This is a genomic window from Pseudomonas sp. 3MAES_34.3B (genome assembly GCF_058145875.1).
This window is the reverse complement of the sequence record NZ_CM176960.1, coordinates 2696813-2719855: the sequence shown is the minus strand read 5'-3', so window position 1 is coordinate 2719855 and position 23043 is coordinate 2696813. Positions and strand designations below refer to the sequence as shown.

Annotated in this window: 25 protein-coding genes; 8 read left to right on the top strand and 17 right to left on the bottom strand. The window is 62.5% G+C overall.

All coding sequences use genetic code 11. From position 1 onward, the window contains the following. Positions 1 to 49: 49 nt before the first annotated feature. The 3 genes from AC3Z8Y_RS12150 (at position 50) to AC3Z8Y_RS12140 (ending at position 2201) form a co-directional block, all read left to right on the top strand. Complete coding sequence (locus tag AC3Z8Y_RS12150) at positions 50 to 1066, top strand: aldo/keto reductase (RefSeq protein ID WP_490085979.1); 1017 nt, start codon at positions 50 to 52, stop codon at positions 1064 to 1066. A gap of 113 nt (positions 1067 to 1179) precedes the next feature. Continuing rightward, positions 1180 to 1362: a hypothetical protein gene (locus AC3Z8Y_RS12145; RefSeq protein ID WP_181118254.1), complete on the top strand. Its 183-nt coding sequence runs from the start codon at positions 1180 to 1182 to the stop codon at positions 1360 to 1362. Further along, positions 1362 to 2201, top strand: a complete 840-nt coding sequence (locus AC3Z8Y_RS12140; protein ID WP_490085978.1) for a hypothetical protein — start codon at positions 1362 to 1364, stop codon at positions 2199 to 2201. Before AC3Z8Y_RS12145 ends, AC3Z8Y_RS12140 begins: the two co-directional genes overlap by 1 nt. Positions 2202 to 2210: 9 nt before the next feature. Here AC3Z8Y_RS12140 and AC3Z8Y_RS12135 read toward each other — a convergent pair whose 3' ends face one another. From AC3Z8Y_RS12135 to AC3Z8Y_RS12125, 3 genes are all read right to left on the bottom strand, one after another. After that, a complete protein-coding gene (locus AC3Z8Y_RS12135) occupies positions 2211 to 3398 on the bottom strand; it encodes an MFS transporter (RefSeq protein WP_490085977.1) in 1188 nt (395 codons plus the stop codon). 91 nt (positions 3399 to 3489) lie between these two features. Continuing rightward, entirely contained in the window at positions 3490 to 4377 is an 888-nt protein-coding gene (locus tag AC3Z8Y_RS12130) for an alpha/beta fold hydrolase (RefSeq protein ID WP_490085976.1), read from the bottom strand. Positions 4378 to 4414: 37 nt separating this feature from the next. Next, positions 4415 to 5455, bottom strand: a complete 1041-nt coding sequence (locus tag AC3Z8Y_RS12125) for an SDR family oxidoreductase (protein ID WP_490085975.1) — start codon at positions 5453 to 5455, stop codon at positions 4415 to 4417. Positions 5456 to 5674: 219 nt separating this feature from the next. Between AC3Z8Y_RS12125 and glpT the strand changes: the two genes are divergently transcribed. The 3 genes from glpT to AC3Z8Y_RS12110 are packed head-to-tail and all read left to right on the top strand — an operon-like array spanning position 5675 to position 7984. Then, a complete protein-coding gene (gene glpT / locus AC3Z8Y_RS12120; RefSeq protein WP_490085974.1) occupies positions 5675 to 7027 on the top strand; it encodes a glycerol-3-phosphate transporter in 1353 nt (450 codons plus the stop codon). Between the two features lie 53 nt (positions 7028 to 7080). Further along, positions 7081 to 7749 (top strand): dTMP kinase, encoded by a 669-nt coding sequence (locus AC3Z8Y_RS12115; RefSeq protein ID WP_490085973.1) that lies wholly within the window; start codon positions 7081 to 7083, stop codon positions 7747 to 7749. 34 nt (positions 7750 to 7783) lie between these two features. Continuing rightward, complete coding sequence (locus AC3Z8Y_RS12110; protein WP_490085972.1) at positions 7784 to 7984, top strand: hypothetical protein; 201 nt, start codon at positions 7784 to 7786, stop codon at positions 7982 to 7984. A 7-nt stretch (positions 7985 to 7991) separates the two neighbouring features. Here AC3Z8Y_RS12110 and AC3Z8Y_RS12105 read toward each other — a convergent pair whose 3' ends face one another. The 13 genes from AC3Z8Y_RS12105 to AC3Z8Y_RS12045 form a co-directional block, all read right to left on the bottom strand. After that, positions 7992 to 8681, bottom strand: coding sequence for a YoaK family protein (locus AC3Z8Y_RS12105; protein ID WP_490089905.1), 690 nt, complete (start codon positions 8679 to 8681; stop codon positions 7992 to 7994). Positions 8682 to 8864: 183 nt separating this feature from the next. After that, on the bottom strand, positions 8865 to 9797 hold the full coding sequence (locus AC3Z8Y_RS12100; protein WP_490089904.1) for an LLM class flavin-dependent oxidoreductase: 933 nt from the start codon (positions 9795 to 9797) through the stop codon (positions 8865 to 8867). Positions 9798 to 9801: 4 nt separating this feature from the next. Next, complete coding sequence (locus tag AC3Z8Y_RS12095) at positions 9802 to 10677, bottom strand: TauD/TfdA dioxygenase family protein (RefSeq protein ID WP_490089903.1); 876 nt, start codon at positions 10675 to 10677, stop codon at positions 9802 to 9804. A gap of 18 nt (positions 10678 to 10695) precedes the next feature. Continuing rightward, complete coding sequence (locus AC3Z8Y_RS12090) at positions 10696 to 13044, bottom strand: TonB-dependent receptor plug domain-containing protein (protein WP_490089990.1); 2349 nt, start codon at positions 13042 to 13044, stop codon at positions 10696 to 10698. A gap of 47 nt (positions 13045 to 13091) precedes the next feature. Next, positions 13092 to 13256, bottom strand: coding sequence for a hypothetical protein (locus AC3Z8Y_RS12085; protein ID WP_490089902.1), 165 nt, complete (start codon positions 13254 to 13256; stop codon positions 13092 to 13094). 71 nt (positions 13257 to 13327) lie between these two features. Further along, positions 13328 to 14014, bottom strand: a complete 687-nt coding sequence (locus AC3Z8Y_RS12080) for a peroxiredoxin-like family protein (protein ID WP_490089901.1) — start codon at positions 14012 to 14014, stop codon at positions 13328 to 13330. Positions 14015 to 14060: 46 nt separating this feature from the next. Continuing rightward, the gene (locus AC3Z8Y_RS12075) at positions 14061 to 15038 is read right to left on the bottom strand and encodes an ABC transporter substrate-binding protein (protein ID WP_490089900.1); all 978 of its coding nucleotides are present in this window, start codon (positions 15036 to 15038) and stop codon (positions 14061 to 14063) included. Positions 15039 to 15052: 14 nt separating this feature from the next. Then, a complete protein-coding gene (locus AC3Z8Y_RS12070) occupies positions 15053 to 15439 on the bottom strand; it encodes a 4Fe-4S dicluster domain-containing protein (RefSeq protein WP_490089899.1) in 387 nt (128 codons plus the stop codon). Beyond that, positions 15411 to 16619: an FAD-binding protein gene (locus AC3Z8Y_RS12065; RefSeq protein ID WP_490089898.1), complete on the bottom strand. Its 1209-nt coding sequence runs from the start codon at positions 16617 to 16619 to the stop codon at positions 15411 to 15413. The genes AC3Z8Y_RS12070 and AC3Z8Y_RS12065 overlap by 29 nt, the downstream gene beginning before the upstream one ends. A 90-nt stretch (positions 16620 to 16709) precedes the next feature. Next, positions 16710 to 17495: an ABC transporter ATP-binding protein gene (locus AC3Z8Y_RS12060; protein WP_490089897.1), complete on the bottom strand. Its 786-nt coding sequence runs from the start codon at positions 17493 to 17495 to the stop codon at positions 16710 to 16712. Between the two features lie 3 nt (positions 17496 to 17498). After that, complete coding sequence (locus AC3Z8Y_RS12055) at positions 17499 to 18314, bottom strand: ABC transporter permease (protein ID WP_490089896.1); 816 nt, start codon at positions 18312 to 18314, stop codon at positions 17499 to 17501. 186 nt (positions 18315 to 18500) lie between these two features. Beyond that, positions 18501 to 19295, bottom strand: coding sequence for an SDR family NAD(P)-dependent oxidoreductase (locus AC3Z8Y_RS12050; RefSeq protein WP_490089895.1), 795 nt, complete (start codon positions 19293 to 19295; stop codon positions 18501 to 18503). Between the two features lie 77 nt (positions 19296 to 19372). Continuing rightward, positions 19373 to 19924, bottom strand: coding sequence for a cysteine hydrolase family protein (locus tag AC3Z8Y_RS12045; protein ID WP_490089894.1), 552 nt, complete (start codon positions 19922 to 19924; stop codon positions 19373 to 19375). Positions 19925 to 20027: 103 nt separating this feature from the next. Here AC3Z8Y_RS12045 and AC3Z8Y_RS12040 point away from each other — a divergent pair, with 103 nt between their 5' ends. Continuing rightward, positions 20028 to 21035 carry a GlxA family transcriptional regulator gene (locus AC3Z8Y_RS12040; protein WP_490089893.1) on the top strand — a complete coding sequence of 336 codons (1008 nt, stop codon included), beginning with the start codon at positions 20028 to 20030 and terminating at the stop codon, positions 21033 to 21035. Positions 21036 to 21038: 3 nt separating this feature from the next. Here AC3Z8Y_RS12040 and AC3Z8Y_RS12035 read toward each other — a convergent pair whose 3' ends face one another. Beyond that, positions 21039 to 22166: a metallophosphoesterase gene (locus AC3Z8Y_RS12035; protein ID WP_490089892.1), complete on the bottom strand. Its 1128-nt coding sequence runs from the start codon at positions 22164 to 22166 to the stop codon at positions 21039 to 21041. A 137-nt stretch (positions 22167 to 22303) separates the two neighbouring features. On the opposite strand from AC3Z8Y_RS12035, the gene AC3Z8Y_RS12030 reads away from it, so the two are divergent. Beyond that, positions 22304 to 23026: a haloacid dehalogenase type II gene (locus AC3Z8Y_RS12030; protein ID WP_490089891.1), complete on the top strand. Its 723-nt coding sequence runs from the start codon at positions 22304 to 22306 to the stop codon at positions 23024 to 23026. Positions 23027 to 23043 lie beyond the last annotated feature (17 nt).

Here is a 23043-nt window from a genome sequence, read left to right as displayed (position 1 = left end):
ATTATGCCTATCATCAAAAACTCTCAATTACGCTTCGCAGGGGAACGCCATGCGCTACACGCTACTGGGCAATACCGGGGTGCGGGTTTCGGAGCTCGCGCTGGGCACGGCCAACTTCGGCACGCAGTGGGGCCATGGCGCAACGTTCGAAGAGAGCCTGCGGATCCTCGAGGCTTATGAGGACGCAGGAGGTAATTTTCTCGATACCGCTGATGTCTATCAGTTCGGCCAGTCCGAGGAGTACCTGGGCAAAGCGCTGGAAGGCCGCCGCGAACGGTTTCTGCTGGCCAGCAAATACACCTATGGGGCGCAGCCAACGCCGGGGCGGCTATCGACCGGCAATAGCCGCCGCGCGATGATCGCTTCGGTAGAGGCGAGCCTGAAGCGACTGAACACCGATCGTATCGATCTGCTGTGGGTCCATAACCCAGACGCGCTCACGCCGACGGAAGAAATCGTGCGGGGGCTGGATGATCTGAGCCGGGCAGGCAAGATCATCTACGCGGGCCTATCGAACTTCTCCGCATGGCGGCTCGCGCGCGCGGCTACCCTCGCCGAATTGACCCGCGCACTTCCGATCGCTGCGGCGCAATTCGAATACAGCCTGGTCCACCGTGAGCCGGAAGCCGATGTGCTCCAAGCATGCCAGGCCCTGAACATTGCGCCGGTTACCTGGTCGCCCCTCGGTGGCGGGGTACTGACCGGCAAATACCGCAAAGGCGAAACCGGCCGGGCCGAGGCATTGGGCGGCAAGGTATTCCAGGCCGAAAACAGCGAGAAGCGCACCGCCACCGTTGACGCGGTGCTGGCCATCGCAAGCGACCTGCAGGTCACGCCTGATCAGGTGGCGATTGCCTGGGTGTTGACCCGCGGCACGATCCCTCTGATAGGCCCCCGCAACCTTGACCAGTGCCGGAACAACCTGGGCGCCACGGCGCTGAGCCTGTCCCTGGATCAGCTCGCCGCCCTGGAGGTTGCCAGCGGAAAGGGCGCTGATGATAAGCCCGCGACCGCGGCGGGCCTGGATCTCACGGGCACCAGCCTGCCGCTGCGGCCTGTGGCCTGAAGCGCCGTAGGGCACATTTCGCGGGCACGGCAATGTGGTATAGTGCCCCGGACCAGAACGTCATGGCGCCGCCCGGTTTTTACCGCCATGGCCTCCCACCGTGAGGAACAAAGATGCTTGGACTGCTTTGGAAGCCCAGTAAGCGAGAGAGAAAGTTGCTCGACGCGCTGCGTGATCTGCAGACCCTGCGGGTCAGCCCTCGCGGGGGAATGTCGATCGACTCGAAAGAAATCCTCAGCAACGAGCATTTCATCGCAGCCAGCAAAAAGGCCAAGAAGATTGTGGCTAATGGCTGATGGGCCTACTGCTCATTCTTCCGATCCTTGTCAGCGGTTACATCTACTGCCACGGTAGCATCTACCACCAGGCTACTCTTAGCCGCTACGATGGCCAGCTGCTTTATATGCTGATCGCCAAAACCGGCCTTTTCCTGTTTGCCATCGCTGCCATCGTCAGCTTCGCGTTGTTGTACGCCAGCAAGCACGCCTATTTTCAGTACGTCACACCCGACTATGCAGACTATGCCAAGTACATCAGGGCGTTTCTGGTGCGCTATGGTATCGCTGACGAGGCAGGCGCATCGCTCTGGGTGTTCTTTGGCCAGGCGTCTGTCCTGTCCTTCTTTTTCGCCTGGCTGTTCCCTCGGGTGTTCCCCTTCCTGCTTATGGTCAGGTACCGGATAGGGCCCGCGAAGGCCAAAGCGCTGGTCCTTAATTCATTGGTGCCGCTCCCTCCGCTCACCAAGCACCTGCTGGGTTCGATCAGTGATGGAGACAGCCTGTACATGTTTTCGATGGAAGACAGGAAGGTTTACGTTGGCCGCGTGTCGTCGGTCGGAGACCTGCATGAAGCAGGCCTGATGGATGAGGACTTCGAGATAGTGCCGACAATGAGCGGATACCGAGACAAGGACACGCTCAAGGTCACCTATACCACCGACTACTCTGCCGTGGTTGAAGACATGGAGCTGAGCGGGAGGGAGATCGGCTTCACCATCCTGCTGTCGCAAAAGAATATTGTGTCCATCAGCCGGTTCGAGCCCGAAGTGTGGGCCCGATTCAAGGCTCGCCAGGATGGTACCGAGACGAACCACGCCTATCTGGAACGTCTCGGGGCGTTTACGGACGGGCTCTAAGGGCAAATTTCAACGCCCGCCTTTCATCCGTCGCGCGATGAAATAAAGGCCCAGGCCGGCCAGGGCTGTGGCCGCGCCGATATAGCCCGTGCTGGTCCAGCCCATGCCGGCCGTGATCGCCATGCCCCCGAACCACGGCCCGAGTGCATTGGCCAGGTTGAACGCCGCATGGTTGGAGGCCGCAGCGAGGCTGGGTGCTTCGTGGGCGATGTCCATCAGGCGGATCTGCAATGGCGCCGCCATGGCGATCATGGTGCCCACCAGGCCGATACCCAGCAGCACCGACCACAGCGCGTGGGCGGCAAAGGTAAAGAACAGCAACACGGCGATGGACCACACCAGCACAACGCCTACCGCGCGGAATTGCATGCGATCGAAGAGCTTGCCGCCGGCAATATTACCGATGATGCCGCCCAGCCCGAACGCCGCGAGGCCGAATGGAATCCACTGGGATGACACACCGGTGACCTCGAGCATGGTCGGCGCCAGGTAGCTGAACACGCAGAACATGCCAGCAAAGCCAATAGCGGCAATCGACAACGCCATCCATACCTGTGGCAGCTTGAAGGCCTGGAGCTCTTTGCGCGGGTCGCTGCGCTGCTCATCGTCCCGCTGCGGCACGAAATGCCACACCAGCACGATGGTGCTTAGTGCAATCAACCCCACTAGCACAAAGGCGGCGCGCCACCCGAAGAATTGCCCCAGCACCGTAGCGATCGGGTTACCCAGCAGCATGGCCAGGGTGAGCCCCATCATCACTCTCGCGACAGCACCGGCCCGCTGGTTGCTGGGCACCATGCTGGAAGCTACTACGGCAGCAATGCCAAAGTAGGCCCCGTGGGGCAAGCCACTGATGAAACGAAAGGCAACCAGCCCAGCGAAGGAGGGCGCGAACGCTGTAGCCAGGTTGCCAATCGCATACAGGGCCATCAACAGCAGCAGCATATGCTTACGTAGCAGCTTGGCGCCCAGGATAGCCAACGCCGGCGCGCCGACCATTACCCCCAAGGCATACGCGCTGATGGCATGGCCGACCTGGGGCTCGCTCAACTGCAGGTTGCTGGCAATGTCGGGCATAAGGCCCATGATCGCGAATTCACCGGTGCCGATGGCAAAGCTGCCCAACGCCATGGCGGCTTCCACCTGAGCGACGGTACGTGTGGAGGCGGGTGGGGTGGGTGTTTCAAGAACAGACATCCGAATCCTTACTTAGAGCTGAAACGTTAAAGGCCGTATTTTAGGCGCACCCGTCGGCTAGCGTCGAGGCAACGCCAGCCATATGGCGGCGTCAGGATTGGATGAGGCTCAACACGGCCTGGGCGAACTGAACAGGCGCTTCCTGCGGCACATTGTGGCCGACGCCTTCGAGCATCAGCCGACGAACCCGGCCGTTGAACCGGCTGAACGCCTGGTGCTCATTCTGAGCTGCGGTAACGCCGTCACGGGCGCCCGTTAATATGACGGTAGGTGCGGCGATAGCGGGTTGCTGCGCCAGTTGTTGCTCGATAGGCGCGTACTGTGGATCGCCCTCCACCAGGCCGAAGCGGTGCCGATAAGAGTGGGTGACCACCTCGACGAAGTCCGGGTTGCGGAAGGCCTGGGCGGTGGCTTCGAATTGCCCGTCCGTGAAGCACCAGGTAGGTGACCACAGCTGCCACAGCAGCCGGCAGAAGGCATCCCGGTTCGCGTCCAGCCCGGCATAACCCCGGTCGCTGTGAAGGTAATACTGGTACCACAAGCGTTGTTCCACCTCCGGGGCTGAAGGCTCGCCTGCCTGGGCGATGTTCTGGATGTTGTAGCCAGGCTCGCAGCTCACCAGGCCAGCCACCCGCGCCGGCCAGAGTGCGGCCACCACGCAGGCGGCCCGGCCGCCCCAGTCGTAGCCCGCCAGCACCGCCTGCTTCAGATTGAGCGCGTCGAGCAATGCCAGCAGGTCTGCACCCAGCGCCGCCTGCTCGCCGGAGCGGGGGGTGGCCGGGGAAATGAAGCGCGTGTCGCCGTACCCCCGTAGCCACGGCACGATGCATCGGCACCCCGCCGTGGCCAGCGTAGCCGCTACCTCGCCATAGGCGCGCACGTCGTAGGGAAAGCCGTGCAGCAGCACCACGGCCGGCCCCTCTGCAGGGCCGAATTCAAGGTACGCTACGTTCAATACGCCTGCGTGGATCTGCTTCATGGCGCTGTGCTCCCGGGGAAAACGTGTGTCTAGGCGGTCAAGGAATAAGCCGACGTTCCCGCATGCCCTCTAGATGCTTGAGCAGCACCTCGTCGGAGCGAAGCGTCATCGCACTGAAGCCAGCCTGGCGGGCCTTGGTGACATCGAAGATAGCGTCCGTTTCCACATGGAAAATAAAGTCGCCAAAGGCGCCCAGCGCGATCTTGTCGGCGGCTGGCTGAGCCAGGTGCTCCTCTTCTGCCAACTGCTTCCACACCGGCTGCAACGCTTCAAGGCGCTGTTGGAGCGAAATCGGCTGAGGCTCGCCCACCTCCAGCCCGAACCAGGCCGCGAGCTTGGGCCACACATGGCTCCAGCGCATCACGTCGCCATTGGTGATATTGAAGGCCCCGTCTGCGTTGTTTTTGACTACCCACACAGCAGCTTCTCCGATCAACTCGGCAGCGGTGAGGTTTACCAAGGCATGCCGGTAGGCCCGCTCCGGCCCGGGGAACTGCATGGCGGTGCCGGTTTTTTTGCACAGTGCCCCATAAAGGCCGATCAGGTTGCCCAGGTTCATCGCAGAACCTTGTGAGTGGCCTATCACGATGTCCGGGCGAAGGGCGGTCCACTTGATGCCTTTAGCTTCCAGCGACCTGGCGAAGTCTTCGTGGCGGAAGTACAGGTTGGGCGGGAAGTGGCGGCTGTCGTCTTCGCGCGCCGGGGTTTTGTACACGCCAAGATGGGCGCCATAGACCTTGCCGCCCTGAACAAACGTCACCCTTTCCAATGCAGCGCCGGCCATCAGCACGCCCTCGATAAGGTTCTCGAACATCGCCGCGTTTTCGTCGGCCTCTGCACCTGGGTCCGGGTTGGGCTTCAGCGCGCTGTAAAACACGTGGGTAACGCTTTTCAGCATCGGCCTGGCGTTGTTCAGCGAGCCGCCTGCCAGCAAGTCAGCCTTGATATGCGCGTGGGACGCAGGCGGCTCCCCGCGCCCCACAGTAGTGACCTGCCATCCTTCCTGTTCGAAAGCGGCAAGTACGGCACTCCCGATCACGCCACTGGCGCCGGCTATCAGCACATGATGTTCAGCCATGGAGGGGTCTCCTGAGAGGGTATGAGTCGTTCAGAAAGTGACAGCCCTGGGCTGTGATCGTGCAGTCTGAGAACCGCTTGCAGCTCCTTGATCCGGTGATCCAAAGGTTAGAAATGGTTCACTTTCCAACATTCCGAGCCATGAAAAAGCTTTGGGTTTTTCTGTAATGAAAATGTAATATTCGCTTTCGCATACAATAAAAACAGCTGGAGAGACACGATGTTTGCATTCTTCCGCCCCGCAGCGCACCGCACGCCGTTACCCGATGACCGCGTCGACAGCACCTACCGCCGCCTTCGCTGGCAGATCTTCGCCGGTATTTTCTTTGGGTATGCCGGGTATTACCTGCTGCGCAAGAACTTCTCGCTGGCCATGCCTTATCTGATCGAGGAGCAGGGCTACACACGAGGGCAGCTGGGGCTGGCCATTTCCGCCATCGCCATCGCCTATGGCCTCTCCAAATTCCTGATGGGGCTGGTGTCCGATCGCTCCAACCCGCGCTATTTCCTGCCGTTCGGGTTGTTGCTGTCGGCGGCGGTGATGTTCCTTTTCGGGTTCGCGCACTGGGCCACGTCCAGCGTGACCATCATGTTTGTGCTGCTGTTTATCAACGGCTGGGCCCAGGGCATGGGCTGGCCACCCAGCGGCCGCACCATGGTGCACTGGTGGTCGCAGAAAGAGCGCGGCGGTGTGGTGTCTACCTGGAACGTGGCGCATAACGTGGGCGGTGGCCTGATCGGGCCGCTTTTCCTGCTGGGCCTGGGCTGGACCAACGACTGGCATGCTGCGTTCTACGTGCCCGCGGCCGTGGCGGTGCTGGTGGCGGTGTTTGCCTTCGCGACCATGCGAGACACGCCCCAGTCGGTGGGCTTGCCACCCATCGAGGCGTACAAGAACGACTACCCCGAAGGCTACGATGCCAGCCACGAGGAGGAATTCAGCGCGAAAGAGATTTTCGTGAAGTACGTGCTGCGCAACAAAATGCTGTGGTACATCGCGCTGGCCAACGTATTCGTGTACCTGCTGCGCTACGGGGTGCTGGACTGGGCACCCACCTACCTCAAGGAGGCCAAGCACTTCACGGTAGACACCACCTCCTGGGCTTACTTCTTCTATGAATGGGCGGGCATTCCCGGCACGCTCCTGTGCGGCTGGATGAGTGACAAGATCTTCCGCGGCAACCGTGGCTTGACCGGCGTGGTGTTCATGGCACTGGTGACCATCGCCACCCTGGTGTACTGGCTCAACCCGCCTGGTAACCCGGTTGTGGACATGGCGGCGCTGTTCTCCATCGGGTTTTTGATCTACGGCCCGGTGATGCTGGTGGGGCTGCAGGCGCTGGAACTGGCACCCAAGAAAGCCGCCGGTACGGCTGCAGGGTTCACCGGGCTGTTTGGCTACCTGGGTGGCTCGGTAGCGGCCAGCGCCGCTATGGGGTATACCGTGGACCACTTCGGCTGGGATGGCGGTTTCGTGATGCTGGTGGCTGCGTGCGTGCTGGCCATCGCGTTCCTGTTGCCCACCTTGCGCCATACCAACGTGGCCAGCAGTAGCCGGGAAGCGGTCGCCTGAAGCGTCGGCTTTGTGCGGCGGGCCCGTCCATTGCTGTCCAGAGGAAAGGTTGAATGAATCGCCCGCTGTTTGTCTCTCTGGATGGGCCCAAAGGTGCCGGCAAAACCACCTTGCTTGAAGCGGTAACCCAGGCACTGCGGGCTGAAGGCAAGAAGGTTGTGCGGATATGCGAGCGCAAAAGCGACCCCTACCGGGCCGAAACCATGGCCCTGGTGAACCGGCTTGCAAGGCATCCCGCTCGCGAACTTGAATGGCAGGTGTGTGAACGCTTTGCCGACAGCCGTGCCTGGATTTCCCGGCACGTGCTGCCCAGGCAGCCACAGAACAGTATTATCCTGATCGACCGCTGGTACCCGTCTGATGCGGCGTTTCGCCGGTTGGTGCCGTTTGCGGACATCCTCGGGCTGAACCTCGAGCGACACGTACAGGTGCCAGACCTGCATGTGGGCGTGGTGACCGCCCCCGAGATTTCATGGGCACGGGCAGCGGCGCGCTCGCGCGGCCTGGGAAGCACGGTGCTTTATCACCTCAAAGAGCATATTGCCGCTACCGAGGCGTTCGAGCGCGCGATCGCAGCCCACGGCTGGGTGCTGTGTCGCAATGAAGGGCAGATAGAAGACGCCACGAGGCAGGTGGTTTGCGAGATCAACCGAGTGCTCGGGGTGGCCAAAGGGCCGTCCATTCAGGAGGGCACGCAACGCCCGGCTCAAAACGTGGACTAATACAGGACAGTTGTCCCGATCCGGAGCCCCCACCATGAACACGGAACATTCCATCCTTCCTCCGCGCGGGTTTCCCGTGCCTGGCAACCCTTGGCCGCTGCTTGCAGACGAGTCGCCTCTCAACGATCTCGACGATGCCGAAGACGATATCGACGCGCTCGATGACGACTTCGCCGATGCCTTGGCCGAGCGTGTGGATCAACCGGCGCCATTGGCCGATCCTGGCACGCCGTGAGATGAAGTTATAGCGCGGGCTTCGAACCTCCATAGGCCGCAATACTCGCCCATGCGGCCACCGCAACCGGCAGCACCAGGCTCCACAACCCGACCGCAAGGTACATGAGTGCCGCGCTGATGCAGCCGAGGGTGAACCCCAGAAGGTTCGCGCCTATGGATTTCAGGCGTGAGCGAATGGCCTGGCGTTCCTGTTCATCCTTGAGCCCGATCAAAGCAAATACGTCGATTGCAACCTGGGTGACATTCCCGGTCATGAGCGTTGTGGGCGGCGCCGTTTTGAGGTGCTGACGAGACAGTGTGTTCTGTATCGCCATCGCCGCCACGCCGGTCATCCCGGTCACCAGCGCAAGGGCGCTGTCCGCATTGCTGAAGGGGCCGAATGCGATTCCGAACGCGGCGAACAACCCCAGCAGGATCACATGAGCGACCAGTAACAGGTGCAATGAAGCCAGGTTTCGCTTGTGCAGCTGCAGGGCAGCCACATGGGTGAGCCCGACCACGGCGATGAACACAGGCAACGCCAACAGCTTTCCGACCGCCCCGGACGTGCCGTGCACAATGCTCACACCCAGCGTCACGAAGTTCCCGGTCACGTGTGCAGTGAACAAGCCCTGCAGCGCAATGAAGCCTACGGTATCGACGTAGCCGCCATTGAAGCTCAAGGCAGGGGCGAGGTATTTGTGGATGGGCTGCATGGTGATGTCCTTACCTGAGAGGGCGTTCTGCCGCCGGAGAGGTCGGTGGCTGGCTTGCAGGCACTCTACTACGTGCAGAGGGCAGGACAATTCGCGGGAAGGGGGCTTCACTGATTCCGATCTCGAAACACTGAGGCAGGCGCAAGCGGGCTGCAGGGCAACCCGCCGGATCTGGCGCATGGCCTATGCGTACGTGACCTCTTCAAGTACCGGGGCGTAGCGATTCGATCGCACTGGTAACCCCAGATGCCCTCGCAACGTCCGCGCTTCGTAGCGCTGCCTGAACAATCCACGGTCGCGCAGGATGGGCAGTACCTCCTCAGTGAATCGAGCAAATTCGTCAGGAGGGCCCACATGGATGTTGAAGCCGTCCACTGCCTCCTCGCGGAACCAGCGCTCGATCTCGTTCGCAACTGTGACTGCCGAGCCCACGAACGTGGAGAAGGGTTGGCCGAAACGCACAGCCGCCTGTCGCACCGTGAGCTGCTGCTCGCGGGCCACCCGTTTGATCCGTTCGGCATGGCCACGGTAGCCGTTGCTGCCAAGTTCGCCCAGGTCGGGGAAGGGCCCATCCAGGTTGTATTGGCTGAAATCGTGATAATTGAAAGGCCGGCCGAGTTGAACCAGCGCCTTGGCAAGGTCGAGCGTGCCTTCGCGCTCTGCCTGAAGGGCCAGTGCCTGTTCGTCCGTGTCGGCAATGAGTGGGGAAATGCCGGGGATCAACAGTACCTCGTCGGGGTTGCGGCCGGCCTGGGCAACGCGCCGCTTGATGTCGCGGTAGTACTCCTTGGCGTCCTCGAAATTATCCACCCCGGCGAAGATGCCTTCGGCGACGGCGGCCGCCAGGCCAATCCGCTCAGTGGCCCCTGCCAGCGCCGAGAGCAGCGTGAGCGGCTCCAGCCGGTTGAGAAAGTGTGGCGCAGAGGCTGGCGTGATGTAGGGGCTGTCCACGATGAACACGAAGTCGAACTTCGCCGCCTCGGCCGCCTGGGCCTGTTGCTTGTACCAGTCGATATCAATGCTCGCGTTTCCTGGAATGTCCGGGTGCAACCATTCGTTCTGGCGGGAACCGACACCGGTGAGGATGGCACCGAAGTGAAGCTGGCGTTGGGTCATGGGTTCATACCTGTGAAGAAAAGGAAGCGCCCGGGGCACGTACCCGGTGCGGAATATCGTCATCGGCGATCAGCACCCGCTCCATCACCCGGTCGAAGTCGCCGTAGTTGTACACGGGGTAATGCAGCAGGGCGCGGTTGTCCCAGAAGGCGACGGTACCGGGGGTCCATTTGAAGCGCACCTGGTGTTCCGGATGGCTGAACGCCTTGAGCAGCTCGGCCACCAGGGCGCGGCTATCCTCCACGGACCAGCCGATCACCTGGGGCGACATGGAAAAGTTGATGAACAGCGCGTCTTCGCCGGTTTCGGGGTGAGTGCGCACCAAGGGGTGGGCGAGGATCGGATAGTTGTGCCCCACTTTGTCCAGCGCCGGCTTGAAGTTATGGGTCACGTACAGGTTGTCGATACGCGCCTTGAGCTCCTCCGGCAGGCCGCGATACACCAGGCCGGCATCCGCCCATACCGTGTCGCCTCCCAGCGCGGGCAGGGATACGGCGCGCAGCACCGCACCATAGGTCGGCTTGAGCATCCAGCTGGTATCTGTGTGCCAGCGGCCCTTGCGCGAATCGCCATAGGCTTCCTTCGCCTGGCTTGCGGTGATCAGGTGTGCCTGGGGCCTGGCCTGGTCTTCCTGCTGGGTGGTGGGGTGAACGTACAGCTCGCCGAACTGCCGGGCGAAGGCGATCTGCTGTTCACTGGTGATGTGCTGGTCCCGGAAGAAAATGACCTTGTGCTTGAGCAGCAGGCCATGCACTTCGTCCCGCTGGAGCGGGGACAGCGGTTTGCTCAGGTCAATGCCGGTGATTTCCGCCCCAAGGGTGGGCTCCAGGGGGGTTACCTGCAGGCTGCCGGTGAGTGCGACTACGTTGGGTGAAGGCATGGTGACGTCCTCTTGTTATTACCAGTCGTAGGAAACACGCGCGTAATAGAACGCGCCGTTAAGCCCATAGGGGCTGAAACTGCCGTATTCGTCGGGGTTGTTGATTTCGCTGGGATTGGCCGCGCCCAAGCCGGTCAGTACCGCGTTGGCCTGTTGCTTGTCTGGGCGAATGCCAAACAGGTTATTGGCGCCCAGGGACACCGACAGGCTGTCCGTCACCAGATAGGTCACGTCCAGGTCTGTTATCCACTTGGCACCGAACTGCCGGTCGGCCGCAGCGGTGGTGCCGGCTTCGGTGTACTTGCCGTAGCGGGTGAGCTGAAGGTCGGTGATGAAGTCCCCCAGGCGCCAGTTGCTGCCCAGGATCAGCTTGTCGCGCGGGCTGCCCTCGGTGAGGTCGGTCTGCGCCTGGTGGCCGAAAATCACGTAGTCGCTGCCCAGCAACCCGTTCACCGTGCCGTTCTGCTTGATGTCACGGATAGTGGTGTGGTTGTAGCTGTACAGCGCCGACCAGCGCACCTTGCCCAGGCGGCCGTAGTCCTGGTGCAGTTCGCTCACCAGGTCCACGCCTTCGGTGCGGGTGTCCACCCCGTTCATGTTGTACTGCGCGGAGTAAAGGTCGTTGATACCCAGAGACTGCAGCGCACTGCGCACCGCCGTGGAAGTGCCGGTGTCGCGGATGATCTCGCTCTTGACGATGCGGTCCTTGATCTCGATGCGGTAGGCGTCGAGGGTGATCCGCGCGTCCCGCGTGGGTTCCCAGGACACCCCCAGGCTGATGTTGGTGGACTTTTCCGGTTCGAGGTCCTTGGCGCCCAAAGCCTGCGCCGCCGCAGTGCTGGGCGGCAGGTATCGCGCCAACAACGTTTGGGTACTGCCGTCTGCCAGCCGTACGCTGGTGTTCTGGGTCACTGAAAAGGTTTGCTGCGCGAGCGAGGGGGCGCGGAACCCGGTGTTGAGGGTGCCCCGCAGCGCCAGGCCCGGGGCCAGCTCATAGCGGGTGGCGAGCTTGCCGCTGGCGGTGTTGCCCGAGCTGTCGTCGTAATGCTCCACCCGGAACGCCGCGCTGGTGTACAGGCGGTCGGTGAGGTTAGTGCCCGCATCCACATAGAACGCGTAGCTGTCCCGGTCCAGGGAGCCCGCATCCGCCACTGACGTTCCGGTAAAGGATTGCAGGCCGGCGGTGGGCCGTTGCCCCGCGCGGGGGCTGCCAACCGGGTACACATAACCGCCGTCCCGGTAGGAATCCGGCTCGCCGGCGCCTTGGCTGTACTTCTCCCAGCGGTGCTCTACACCCGTGGACAGCTGCACCGGTTTGGGCAGGCCAAGCTCGAACGGCCGGGTGAAGTCCAGGTTGGTGGTCCACTGTTCGAATTCCAGCGCCCCGAGGTAGAACGAGGTTTTGCTGCTCGGGCCCAGTGATGAGTTCAGCGTGTTCTGCGCCCCCAGGCGCACATCATCCTTGCCATAAGTGGTGCTCAGATCGTAGCCCCAACCTGCCACGTACCCCTTGCCACCAAAGGCGAACTGGAAGTCCTTTTCGTCGATCAGCCGCTGGGCATGGAAGCCATCCGGGTAGATCTCAGGGATAGAGGACAGGCTGGTGGCGCGGAAGCTGCCGCGGGTGTCCACAATCTTGCGGTCGCTGTAGGTAGAGAACGAATACAGCGACAGCTGGTCATGAATCGGCAGCTCGGCGTTGTAGGCGAAGTTGTACACCTCGTCCCGGTTGGAGCGGCCGTAGCCCTTTTCGAGCAAGCGGTCCACCGTGGTTTCTCGAGGGTCGGCGGTGGCGCCTGCAGTACCGAAGGGCACCGATTGGCCATTGACCACCGGGTAATACCAGGGGCCCTCGGCATCGCCGGCGGCATAGGAAGGCCCCTGCAGGCGAATATCGAGCGAAGTATTGAGAAAGCCGCCGTTCTCCCCCAGGGCAAAGCCGCCGTTGAGGCCGGTCTGATTCAGGTCGCCGGGTTTGTCTTCTTGCTGGCCGGTGGTGTAGCTGGCACTGCCGCCGCTGTCCTGGCGTTTGAGGATGATGTTGAGTACCCCGGCGATGGCGTCGGAACCGTACTGCGCCGAGGCGCCATCACGCAGCAGCTCGATGCGCTCGATCGCGGAGATGGGGATCAGGTCCAGGTCCACCGGCACGCTGCCGCTGGCGATCCGCGCGAAGTTGTTGTAAACGGCGGTGTTGTGCCGGCGCTTGCCGTTCACCAATACCAGCAGGTGATCCCCGCTCAGGCCGCGGATCGATACCGGGCGCACCGACGACGAGGTGCCTCCGCCGGCCTGGGCCGGTGCGCTGAACGACGGCACGATCCGGCCCAGGGCTTCACGCAGGCTGGCCTTGCCGGTTTTACGAATTTCATCGCCACTGATGATGTCGATGGGGGAAGGGCTTTCGGCAACGGTCAGGTTTGGCTACGGGTGCCAGTGGAGATGACCGACACGGTGCTCAGTACGGGGTCCTTGTCAGGGTTGTCTTCAGCCCAGCTGTCCATCGGCATGGCCAGGCACAGCAATGACAAGGCAAAGGGCAGACGGTTTTCGGGACGAACGAATCCTTGCGAACGCATGTAGGGCCGCATCCTTATGCAGTGGTTTCAATGGGCGCCGGTCGGCCGGCGCCGCAGAAGGGGTTAACGCATCAAGCGGTCAGGGCCTGCGGGCGGCGTGTGCTCAATGCAGCGTCCACGGCCTCGATGATGGGCTCGGCTTCGGTACGGTTGAGCCAGTCCGGGCTCACCTGGGCAAAATGCACCTTGCGGTCGGCGCCAATCACCACCACGGTGGGTTGGGGCAATTCCCAGGTACCGGTGCCGGTCACCTCACCAATGGCCCGGCCCTTGGATAGCGCGGCCTGGCGCGAGGGCTCGTCGAAGCTGTAGAGGATGCCCAGCCGCCGTGCAAGGGTATTGCCCTTGTCGCTTGCCACCTGAAGCGCGAGCCCGTGCTTCTCTTTGATGCCGACCAGGCGCTCGGGTACCTGCGGGCTGACCGCGACGAGGGGAACCCCCCGTGCGTGCAAGGCGGGGCGTAGATGGCGATCGTAATAAGGCACGGCGATGTTGCACGCGGGGCAACCGGCGAAGCGGAAGAACACCAGCACCGCCGGGCCATCGGCGATCAGTTGGTCCAGGGAGAGTGTGCCGCCTTCCACGGGTAGCAGTTCGAAGGGTTCGAGGGTGTCGCCCGCTTTTACAAAGGTTTTGCCCAGCGCCTCGTTAACCAGGCGCTGGCGTTGGTCAATATTGACCTTGAGGGCGGCTGGCTCCCAGGTGCGCAGGCGTTCGGCGTGCAGGTCGGCCAGTTGCTGGTTCACAGATGTGGTCATGTTGAAGCTCCTTGAGGACGAAGAGGTAAAAATTTGCTGCTCGCGCTCAGGGGGTGGTAGTGGCGACGGTTTTGCTGGACAGCTGCCGGACAGCGTTGAAGCTCTCGTCAAACCCTTTGGACACGTCCACAGGGTGGTTGAGAACGCCTTCGTCTCGGTAGATGTCTGCAGTTTTCTGCAGGTTGGCAACCACTGCATCAGTGATCGCCACGGGTTCGAATTTCGTGGCATTGGCCGAGGCCAGGTGCACGTCTAGCGGCAGGCCAGTGACCTTGGCCTGGGCCTGAGCGTATTCACGAGGGTGCGTGTTCACCCATTCCCATGCGCGGTCGACCCGCTGCACGAAGTCGTCCAGCTGCGGGCGCTTTTCGGTGATGGCCTGGCTGGTAGCTGCCATATACAGATGGTTGGTGAGCAGGTCGTCTCCTTTGCGCAGAATGCGTGCCCCGTTCTGGGTAATGGCAATGGTGGTGTACGGGTCCCAGGTAGACCAGGCATCGGCGTTACCGCTTTCCAGCGCGCTGCGCGCATCGGTGGGCAGCAGGTTGACGAAGGTCACGTCCGAGGTTTTAAGCCCGGCGTCCTGCAGCGCGCGGATCACCAGGTAATGCCCGATCGAACCGCGGTTGGTGACGATGCGCTTGCCCCTCAGGTCGGCCACGGTGTGCAGCGGCGAATCCTTGGGTACCAGGATGGACGTGCTGAAACGCCCCTCGGCGTGGGTGATGCTGACCACCTTGAGCGGTGCGCCAGCCCCAAGCGCGAACACATAGGGCGCATCGCCAAGGGCGCCGATGTCTACTGCGCCCGCGTTCAGCGCTTCACCCAAGGGCGCGGCTGCTGCGAATTCCGAGAACTCAATGCGATAGGGCACGTTATCCAGCTCGCCAGCGGCATTGAGCAGTAGCTTGAGCGAGGACTTTTGATTGGCGACGCGCAGGGGTTCGAGGTCGTTCGCCTGAGCAGTGTTGCCCAGCAGTAGCGTGCAGCCGAGCAGGGCGGTCATCAGGGTACGGTTGAACATGGCAGGGTTCCTTGTCAGGGCTGGGTCGCTGAGGTGGGCTGGCGGGCAAGGGCGAAGATTTCTTCCATGCGCCAGTGCTGATTGGCGAAGCGCGGGTCGCTGGCCCATTCGCCCCAGCCGGAATCGCGGCGGTATTGGCCGAGCAAGCCGCTGGCGCGGACTTCATCCGGATTGACGGCCACGGGCTGTTCGCAGTCGGGGTGCACGTAGATGGCATCGCTGGGGCAGTACAGCTCGCACATGAAGCAGGTTTGGCACTGCGCCTGGCGTGCGATCACCGCCTTGCCCTGGGCTCCGGCGGCGATCACGTCGCTGGGGCAGGCCGCTACGCAGCGATGCAACCGGTGCAGCGGTCGCTGAGGATAAGTTCGATCATGCTGGCACCTGCTGTGCTGTGCCATGGTTCTTCCGGGCAGGCGAACGGTGGGCGATGGCATAGTGTGCAGCGCCTTGCCCAGCCCACTGCCCGCTGGACAGCGCCCACGAAGAATTGACTGCGCCGCCGCCGGAAATCGCGCCGGTGACCGCTTCACGGCTGGCCGCATCGCCGGCAGCGAACAGCCCTGGCACGTGGGTCTGGCATTGGTTGTCCATCAGGCGCAGGCCGCCCACGCCGCGAATGGTGCCTTCGCCGTGGAGGGTGACCTCGAACGCCTGGCGGTAGGGGTCCAGGCCTTGGCGGTCGAACGGTAGCATCACGTTCGGCTGTACATAGGGCAGCCGCGCGCGAATGTCTGGGGGAATGCGGTCCAGCCGGCAGTACACGCGCCCCCTCAGCAGCGCCCGGGCCAGGGAGTCATTGAACCCAGGGCCGGAGCCGATGGGCAGTTCCTCGCCACGCGCGTCGAAATAGCGCCCGAAGGTGTAGATCATCGAGCGGGTCATGGTGCTATTGGCCGGGGCAACGCAGTAATAGTTGGAAAACTCCATCCCAGACAGCTCGGCGCCGGCTTCTACGCCCATGAGGTAACCATCCCCGGTGTTGTTGCGGCTGCCCAGCAGGCGCGAATGGAACGCGCATCCGCCCGTGGCCAGCACTACCGCAGGGGCCACTACCTGCCATTCACCGCCGCGTTGCCGTTGCCAGCCACGGGCCCCGGCCAGCTCACCGTGGTCGTTTTTGAGCAGTTCCAGTGCAGGGCTGTGATCCAGCAGGGTAACGCCATGCTCCACCGCCAGTTGGCGCATGGCGCGCAGGTACTCCGGGCCACGCAGGGCGCGGTATTGTTTGTCACCTTGCTCGTTGCGAGGGAAGCGGTACAGCCGGTCGAGAGTGGGCAGGGTGCGCCAGGTGGTGTCGAGAATCCGCGCCATCCAGCTGGCATCCCCAAGCCCGGCGGCGCTCGCTACGCGCTTTTCGATGGCCGCCTGGCGTTGTTCAGCGCGTACCCACCAATGCCCTGGGCCCGCCGTGGCGGTGACGCCGCTGGTGCCGCAATAGCCCTTTTCGGCCAGCACCACGCGCGCGCCTTCACGGGCAGCGGCCACAGCCGCCCAGGTGCCTTCCAGGCCGCCGCCGATGACCAGTACATCCGCGCTGAGGTACGACACGGGGGTGGAAGCGTGTAGAGGTAGGGCCATGCGAGCGTCCTGATGTCGGGGTCGTTGTGTACGGCCTCCACCAGGAAAGGGGTCGGTCTTCGGTGATACGGTGATGCTATGTAACCGCAGCTAAATAGCGATGGCGCTCAGCGGGTAGCCGGGGTTGATAAAGGGGTTGTGGTCATGGCCGGGGTCGTCCTGCTCCACACCCAGCAGTTCCAGCAGCCGTGTACGGAGGGCATTGAAACCCGCCTGCCCGTTGTCGCGAGGGCGTGCCAGTTTTACGGGGAGGGCATCAGCGATGCGGCCGTTGTGCAGCACGATGATACGGTCCGCAAGCAAAATGGCTTCGTCCACGTCATGGGTCACCAGCAGTACCGCTGGCGTATGGGCCTGCCACAATTCAATGATCAGCCGATGCATGCGTATGCGGGTCAGCGCGTCCAGCGCAGCGAAGGGCTCGTCAAGCAACAGCAGTTCGGGCTCGCGCACCAGGCTACGTGCCAGGGCCACGCGCTGGGATTCGCCGCCCGACAGGGTGGCAGGGTAGGCCTGCAGCCGATGGCCAAGCCCTACCTCATTGAGGGCCTGGATCGCACGCGCCTTGGCGTTATCCGCTCGCAGGCCCAGCGTCACGTTTTTCCACGCCCGCTTCCACGGCATCAACCGAGGTTCCTGGAACACGGCTGCACGGGCGGCAGGGGCGATCAGCTCGCCGCCTTCGATAGGGTCCAGCCCGGCCAGCGACCGCAGCAATGTGGTTTTACCCGAGCCGCTGGCACCAAGCAGGGCCACGAACTCGCCAGGGGCGATGTCCAGGTCCAGCCCGTCGATCACCCGGTTGTCGCCGAACTGGCGGACCACGCCGCGCAGGCTTACCGCCGGTGCGCGCTCAAGCTTGCTGTGAGCATTCATCGGTCAGGTCCTTACAAAGGAGGGGCGCCACACCAGCGCATAGCGTTCGAGGGTGCGGATCAGGCTGTCAATGACCAGGCCCAGCAGGCTGTAGATCAACAGGCAGATGACGATGACATCGGTGCGCATGAAGTCCCGGGCGTCGCTGGCCAGATAGCCAATGCCGGCGGTGGTGTTGATCTGCTCCACGAACACCAGCGCCAACCATGAGATGCCCAGTGAGTAGCGCAGGCCCACGAAGAAGGAGGGCAGGGCGCCGGGCAGGATCACATGCCAGATCATTTCGCGACGATTGAGGCCCAGCGTGTTGCCTGCTTCGATCAATTTGGGGTCGATATTGCGGATACCCGCGAACAGGTTCAGGTAAATGGGGAAGGTGGTACCCATCACGATGAGCGCCACCTTGGTGAATTCGCCAATACCGAACCACAGAATGAACAGCGGCACCAGCGCCAGCGAGGGGATGGTGCGCAGCATCTGCATGGGGGAATCGAGGATCACTTCACCGCGCCTGGAAAGCCCGGTGATCAAGGCGATACTCGCGCCGATCACCACACCGATGCTCAAGCCAGTGACTGCGCGCCTGAGCGAAATCAGCAGGTGGTGTTGCAGCTCGCCGCTGCGCAGCAGCTCCCACAATGTATCGCCAATCTGGCTGGGCGCGGCGATCACGCGGCTGGGGATCAAGCCGGCACGCGAGGCGATTTCCCAAACCAACAAAAGGGCGAGGGGGCTGAGGAGGCGCAAGGCAAAATCCGGTGCGGCCCAGCGCCGGTTGGTCCGTGTAAGCGTATGTGAAGAGCTTTGGGTAAGGGGCATGAGCGATCCGGTCTCACGTTGTGAGTTGCTATGTGTCTGGATCGTATCTGTCTAAAAACAAATTCTGAAGGTACTTCTTGGAATATCCTAATATGAAAGTATCGAAGCTCTCTTGATACCTGTTATGCGTAAAACGGATGGCACCCGTGCCTGGATACCACCGTCTTGAACGTCGACCTTCCCGCTTCAGACGATATCGTCCACTACGCCCCCATCTACCCGCAGCGCCGCGCCGGTGGTGGCGCTGGCCTGGGACGAGCACACATACACCACCATGTTGGCCACCTCCTCAGTGGTTGCCACGCGCTGAATGATCGAGGTAGGGCGGTGTTCCTTGACGAAATCAGCCGCTACTTCCTCCACCGGCTTGCCGGTACGTTCGACCTCGGCCTGCAGCATCCCGGCCACGCCGTCGGACAAGGTGGGCCCTGGCAATACGCTGTTGACGGTCACGCCACTGCCCGCCACGCGTTTGGCCAACCCCCGTGAAAGGGCGAGCTGGGCCGTTTTGGAGAGGCCGTAGTGAATCATGTCCACGGGAATGTTGAGCCCCGACTCTGAGGAGATGAACACCACCCGGCCCCAGCCTTTCTCAACCATCGCGGGGAGCAGGGCGCGGCTCAGGCGCACGCCGGACATTACGTTAGTGGCCCAGTACTGGTCCCAAACGTCGTCGCCTGTCTCGAAAAAATCCTGCATGCCGTAGATACCGGCGTTGTTGACCAGCACGTCAATGGCGCCGACGGCGCTGACCAGGGTAACCGCGCCCTCGGCGTTGCTCAGGTCGGCCGCCACGCCGGATACCGAAACGCCGGGGACGTCCGCCTGCAGTCGGGTCACCGCCTCGTTGACCGATTTATCGCTGCGGCCGTTGAGCACCAAGGTCGCGCCCGCTTGCGCGAGCCCTTTGGCGATGGAATAGCCGATACCGCCGGTGGAAGCGGTGACCAGCGCGCGTTTGCCGCTCAAGTCGATGTTCATCATGACTCCTTTAAAAAGGTTAGGAAGGCACTTACGGGGATAGCTCCCTAACCATAGCAACGCAGCGGAGCGTTGCCTCAGGCCTTGCCCAGATATTCCTCCGTGGAAATCACCGTGGCATAGGCAAATCCCAATGCCGCCATGAACGCGGCATGCACCTGGGCAGCGGGAACGGTGGTGCCGTTGAATTCCAGGTCGCGGCTGGCGCAGGCGTCATGGACCACCGACACGGCATAACCCAGGTCGGCAGCAGCCCGGGTGATTCCGTCGACGCACATGTGGCTCATTGCGCCGACCACCACCAGTGCCTCGACGGCCAGTTCATCAAGCAGCTGCTTGAGCTCGGTTTCGCGGAACGAGTTAACGAAATGCTTGAGCACCACAGGCTCCTGCGGCTGGTTGAGCACCTTCGCGTGCAGCTTGGCGCCTTCGGAGTTCGGCGTGAAAAAAGGCGCGGCTTCGCTGGTGAATTCGTGGCGAATGTGGATCACCGGAGCCCCTGCGGCGCGGGTGGCTTCGATGATTCTTGCGGCATTATCGGCGGCCGCCTCCACGCCGACCAACGGCCATTTGCCGCCCGGGAAGTAGTCGTTCTGAATATCAACTACGATAAGCGCTGATTTGGCCATGGCGGTTTCCTTCTTGAGAGTGTGCTGTGTGGGATACCAGTATTGAAGGTTCCTATGCCGTTGGGGATTGGCCGCAGCGACATAATGCGAGGGAAAACTGACAATGAGCGTAGAACGGGCAATCGCAGACATCGGGCTGCTGATGTACCCCGGTTCACAAAGCGCCGCCATTCACGGGCTTACCGACCTGTTTGAAGTGGCCAACCGCATGGTGGAGCAACAGGCTGCACCGCACCTGCCCAGGCTGCGCGTCAGCCACTGGCGGGCAGGCCCTGACGACCAGCCTCAATGCGTATTCCAGAGCTTTGCTTGGGTTAAGCCTGGGCCGCTGATCGCGGTGTTGATACCACCCTCGCTCACAGGGCTTCCCGGAACCGAGGCAATGGAGGGGTTGTCACGCTGGGTGCTGGCGCAACATGCAGCTGGGGCCACCGTGGGCACGGTATGCCTTGGCGCGTTCGTACTTGCCCAGACCGGCTTGCTTGACGGCAGGGCAGCCACCACCCATTGGACCCAGGCAGGGCTTTTGAGCGAGCGCTATCCCAAGGTAAGGGTCGATGCGGATAAACCCATCGTAGACGATGGCGACGTCATTACCACGGCTGGCTTGATGGCCTGGGCCGAACTGGGCCTGCGCGTGGTCGAGCGCCTGCTGGGCCCTAGCATTGCGGCAAGCACCGCGCGCTTTCTGGTCATCGAACACAGCGCCAGCTCGCAACAGTGCGGCAGCAACTTTGCGCCTGTGTTCACTCACGGTGACGCAGCAGTGTTGAAGGTCCAGCACTGGCTGCAAAGCAGCGGAGCCACGCAGGCGTGCGTGGATGCCATGGCACAACGCGCAGGCCTTGAGCAGCGTACGTTCCTGCGGCGTTTCCGGGCCGCGACCGGGTTGAGCCCCACGCAGTATTGCCAGCACTTGAGAGTAGGGAAGGCGCGCGAATTGCTCGAACTGACCAAGGAAACGGTCGACCACATCGCCTGGCGCGTGGGCTACCAGGACCCCGCGGCGTTTCGCGCGACCTTCAGGAAAATCACCGGGCTGGCCCCCGGTGAATATCGCTCGAAATTCGGCGTCGGGCCTTCAGGGATGCGCGGCACAGCCGTGGTGTGATCTTCAGGCGGGGCCCGCTGCGCGCCGCAGCGTGATACGCGTGAGCTCCGAAGGCACGCCCAGGCGCAGGGCGAAGCCGGGCCAGAGGGCTGTGCCGTTGTTAACGTAGAGCTGCATGCCGGCTACCTGATAAAACCCGGAAACGAAGCCTTCGTTCGCATTGGCGATAATCCGGTCAAGTGGGCGGATCATGCCGCCATGGGTATGGCCGGACAGCTGCAGTGCCACGCCTTGGCTCGCGGCGAGTCGCGCATTGCGCGGCTGATGGTCGAGCAGGATGATCGGAGCCGCGTGTGGCACTCCAGCGAGGGCCCGCCCGAGGTCAGGGCCAGGTAGCCCGGCGCGGGGTGCGCTGAGGTCCGTGACACCGGCCAATACGAGGTGCGCGCCATCACGCTCGATCAGCGCATGGCTGTTTTCAAGGCGCTTCATGCCTAGCGAGACGAAGTAGCGCATCCACGCTTCATTGTCGAAAAAGTACTCGTGGTTGCCGGGGATGACATAAACCCCATCGGGGGCATGAAGGCTGCGCAGTGGTTCCACATCGCGTACGCGCGCCGCGAGCGGGCCGTCGATCAGGTCGCCCGTGATCACGATCAGGTCTACACCCAGCGCATTCGAGCGCTCCACCACCGCGCGTGCCCACGGCTCGTCGAACAGCCGACTGATGTGCATGTCGGTCAGTTGCAGCAGCCTGTAGCCATCAAACTGCATGGGCAGGCCCTCGATGGCCACCTCGATATCCTTTACCGGCGGCACCCGCACGGCCTGGTGCACGCCAACCCCAGCGAGCAACAGCGCCGCCGTACCCAGGGCGTAGCGAAGCGTGGAGGGGATAGTCAGCCATTGCCGGCGCATCAGCATGGTGAGCAATGCCCCGGCGTCGACCAGGACCTGCAGCACCGCGATCAGCAGAATGGCGCCAAATGCCCAGTTGAAGAACATCACTACCGGCCTAGGGAATTCGGGCGAGAACACACTGCCAGAAGAAAACCTGGCGTACAGGTGATACTGGGAGGCAAGCAGCAGTAATAGCGCAGCGGCAAGCCTGGCCGGTACTGGCCAAGGCATGGGCGAAATGAAGCGCAGGATCACATACAGGCATGGTGCGCTGAACATAAGGTGGAACATACGGCTGCTCCCGGGATCGGCTGGGCGATGCCTTCGCTCACAGTGCCAAGGCGCTTCGCTGAAGACATTCAGATCCCTGCCTGCGGCGTTCCGTTCAAGCGGATAACCCCCAGCAATCACACACCGTGGAGCATGTGATGGCAGAACTCGAAGAAGTGCGTTTCCTAGGCTTTGATGTATTCGGCACGGTCGTGGACTGGCGAAACGGAGTTGCGCGAGCATCCGATCCATTTTTGCGGCGTCACGGTTTGAAGGTTGATCCGCTGGAGTTCGCCGATCAGTGGCGCGCGCTCTATCAGCCTTCCATGCAACGCGTGCGTTCCGGTGAACGGCCCTTCGTGACGCTTGATGTACTTAATCGTGAGAGCCTCGAAACGGTGCTGGCACGCCACGGTGCCGATTTTGGGGCTATCGGTGGCACTGAGCTGGACGAACTGAACACGGCATGGGAACAACTCGACCCGTGGCCGGATGCTGTGGAGGGGCTGAGCCGGCTCAAGCGCCGATTTGCCATTGGCGCGCTTTCAAACGGGCATATCGCCGGAATGCTCAGGCTGGCCAGGTTTGCGGGCCTGCCTTGGGACGTGATTGTGGGTGCCGAAATCGCGGGTACCTACAAGCCTCAACCCCAGGCCTATCTCAAGTCAGTGAAAGCGGTAGGTGTGGCGCCCGGGCAGGCAGGTATGGTCGCCGCGCACAACGGTGACCTGGCGGCAGCCTGCGCCCTTGGTATGAAAACCGTGTTTGTGCGGCGCCCCGCCGAGCATGGCGCACAGCAGGCTACCGACCTTGGCCCTGAGCAAGCCTGGGATGTGGTGGTGGATTCGCTGACCGAGGCCGCGCAAGCGCTCGGCTGTTAAAGACGGAGGGCAAGTTC

Coding starts and splice junctions, on each gene's coding strand:
- AC3Z8Y_RS12095 (WP_490089903.1), bottom strand. CDS start 10,677: ATGCCTTCACCCAACGTAGTCGCACTCACCGGCAGCCTGCAGGTAACC.
- AC3Z8Y_RS12125 (WP_490085975.1), bottom strand. CDS start 5,455: ATGGCTGAACATCATGTGCTGATAGCCGGCGCCAGTGGCGTGATCGGG.
- AC3Z8Y_RS12135 (WP_490085977.1), bottom strand. CDS start 3,398: ATGTCTGTTCTTGAAACACCCACCCCACCCGCCTCCACACGTACCGTC.
- AC3Z8Y_RS12040 (WP_490089893.1), top strand. CDS start 20,028: ATGAGCGTAGAACGGGCAATCGCAGACATCGGGCTGCTGATGTACCCC.
- AC3Z8Y_RS12035 (WP_490089892.1), bottom strand. CDS start 22,166: ATGTTCCACCTTATGTTCAGCGCACCATGCCTGTATGTGATCCTGCGC.
- AC3Z8Y_RS12030 (WP_490089891.1), top strand. CDS start 22,304: ATGGCAGAACTCGAAGAAGTGCGTTTCCTAGGCTTTGATGTATTCGGC.
- AC3Z8Y_RS12050 (WP_490089895.1), bottom strand. CDS start 19,295: ATGAACATCGACTTGAGCGGCAAACGCGCGCTGGTCACCGCTTCCACC.
- AC3Z8Y_RS12105 (WP_490089905.1), bottom strand. CDS start 8,681: ATGCAGCCCATCCACAAATACCTCGCCCCTGCCTTGAGCTTCAATGGC.
- AC3Z8Y_RS12115 (WP_490085973.1), top strand. CDS start 7,081: ATGAATCGCCCGCTGTTTGTCTCTCTGGATGGGCCCAAAGGTGCCGGC.
- AC3Z8Y_RS12085 (WP_490089902.1), bottom strand. CDS start 13,256: ATGCGTTCGCAAGGATTCGTTCGTCCCGAAAACCGTCTGCCCTTTGCC.
- AC3Z8Y_RS12080 (WP_490089901.1), bottom strand. CDS start 14,014: ATGACCACATCTGTGAACCAGCAACTGGCCGACCTGCACGCCGAACGC.
- AC3Z8Y_RS12140 (WP_490085978.1), top strand. CDS start 1,362: ATGGGCCTACTGCTCATTCTTCCGATCCTTGTCAGCGGTTACATCTAC.
- AC3Z8Y_RS12065 (WP_490089898.1), bottom strand. CDS start 16,619: ATGGCCCTACCTCTACACGCTTCCACCCCCGTGTCGTACCTCAGCGCG.
- AC3Z8Y_RS12110 (WP_490085972.1), top strand. CDS start 7,784: ATGAACACGGAACATTCCATCCTTCCTCCGCGCGGGTTTCCCGTGCCT.
- AC3Z8Y_RS12055 (WP_490089896.1), bottom strand. CDS start 18,314: ATGCCCCTTACCCAAAGCTCTTCACATACGCTTACACGGACCAACCGG.
- AC3Z8Y_RS12075 (WP_490089900.1), bottom strand. CDS start 15,038: ATGTTCAACCGTACCCTGATGACCGCCCTGCTCGGCTGCACGCTACTG.
- AC3Z8Y_RS12045 (WP_490089894.1), bottom strand. CDS start 19,924: ATGGCCAAATCAGCGCTTATCGTAGTTGATATTCAGAACGACTACTTC.
- AC3Z8Y_RS12130 (WP_490085976.1), bottom strand. CDS start 4,377: ATGAAGCAGATCCACGCAGGCGTATTGAACGTAGCGTACCTTGAATTC.
- glpT (WP_490085974.1), top strand. CDS start 5,675: ATGTTTGCATTCTTCCGCCCCGCAGCGCACCGCACGCCGTTACCCGAT.
- AC3Z8Y_RS12145 (WP_181118254.1), top strand. CDS start 1,180: ATGCTTGGACTGCTTTGGAAGCCCAGTAAGCGAGAGAGAAAGTTGCTC.
- AC3Z8Y_RS12070 (WP_490089899.1), bottom strand. CDS start 15,439: ATGGCACAGCACAGCAGGTGCCAGCATGATCGAACTTATCCTCAGCGA.
- AC3Z8Y_RS12100 (WP_490089904.1), bottom strand. CDS start 9,797: ATGACCCAACGCCAGCTTCACTTCGGTGCCATCCTCACCGGTGTCGGT.
- AC3Z8Y_RS12150 (WP_490085979.1), top strand. CDS start 50: ATGCGCTACACGCTACTGGGCAATACCGGGGTGCGGGTTTCGGAGCTC.
- AC3Z8Y_RS12060 (WP_490089897.1), bottom strand. CDS start 17,495: ATGAATGCTCACAGCAAGCTTGAGCGCGCACCGGCGGTAAGCCTGCGC.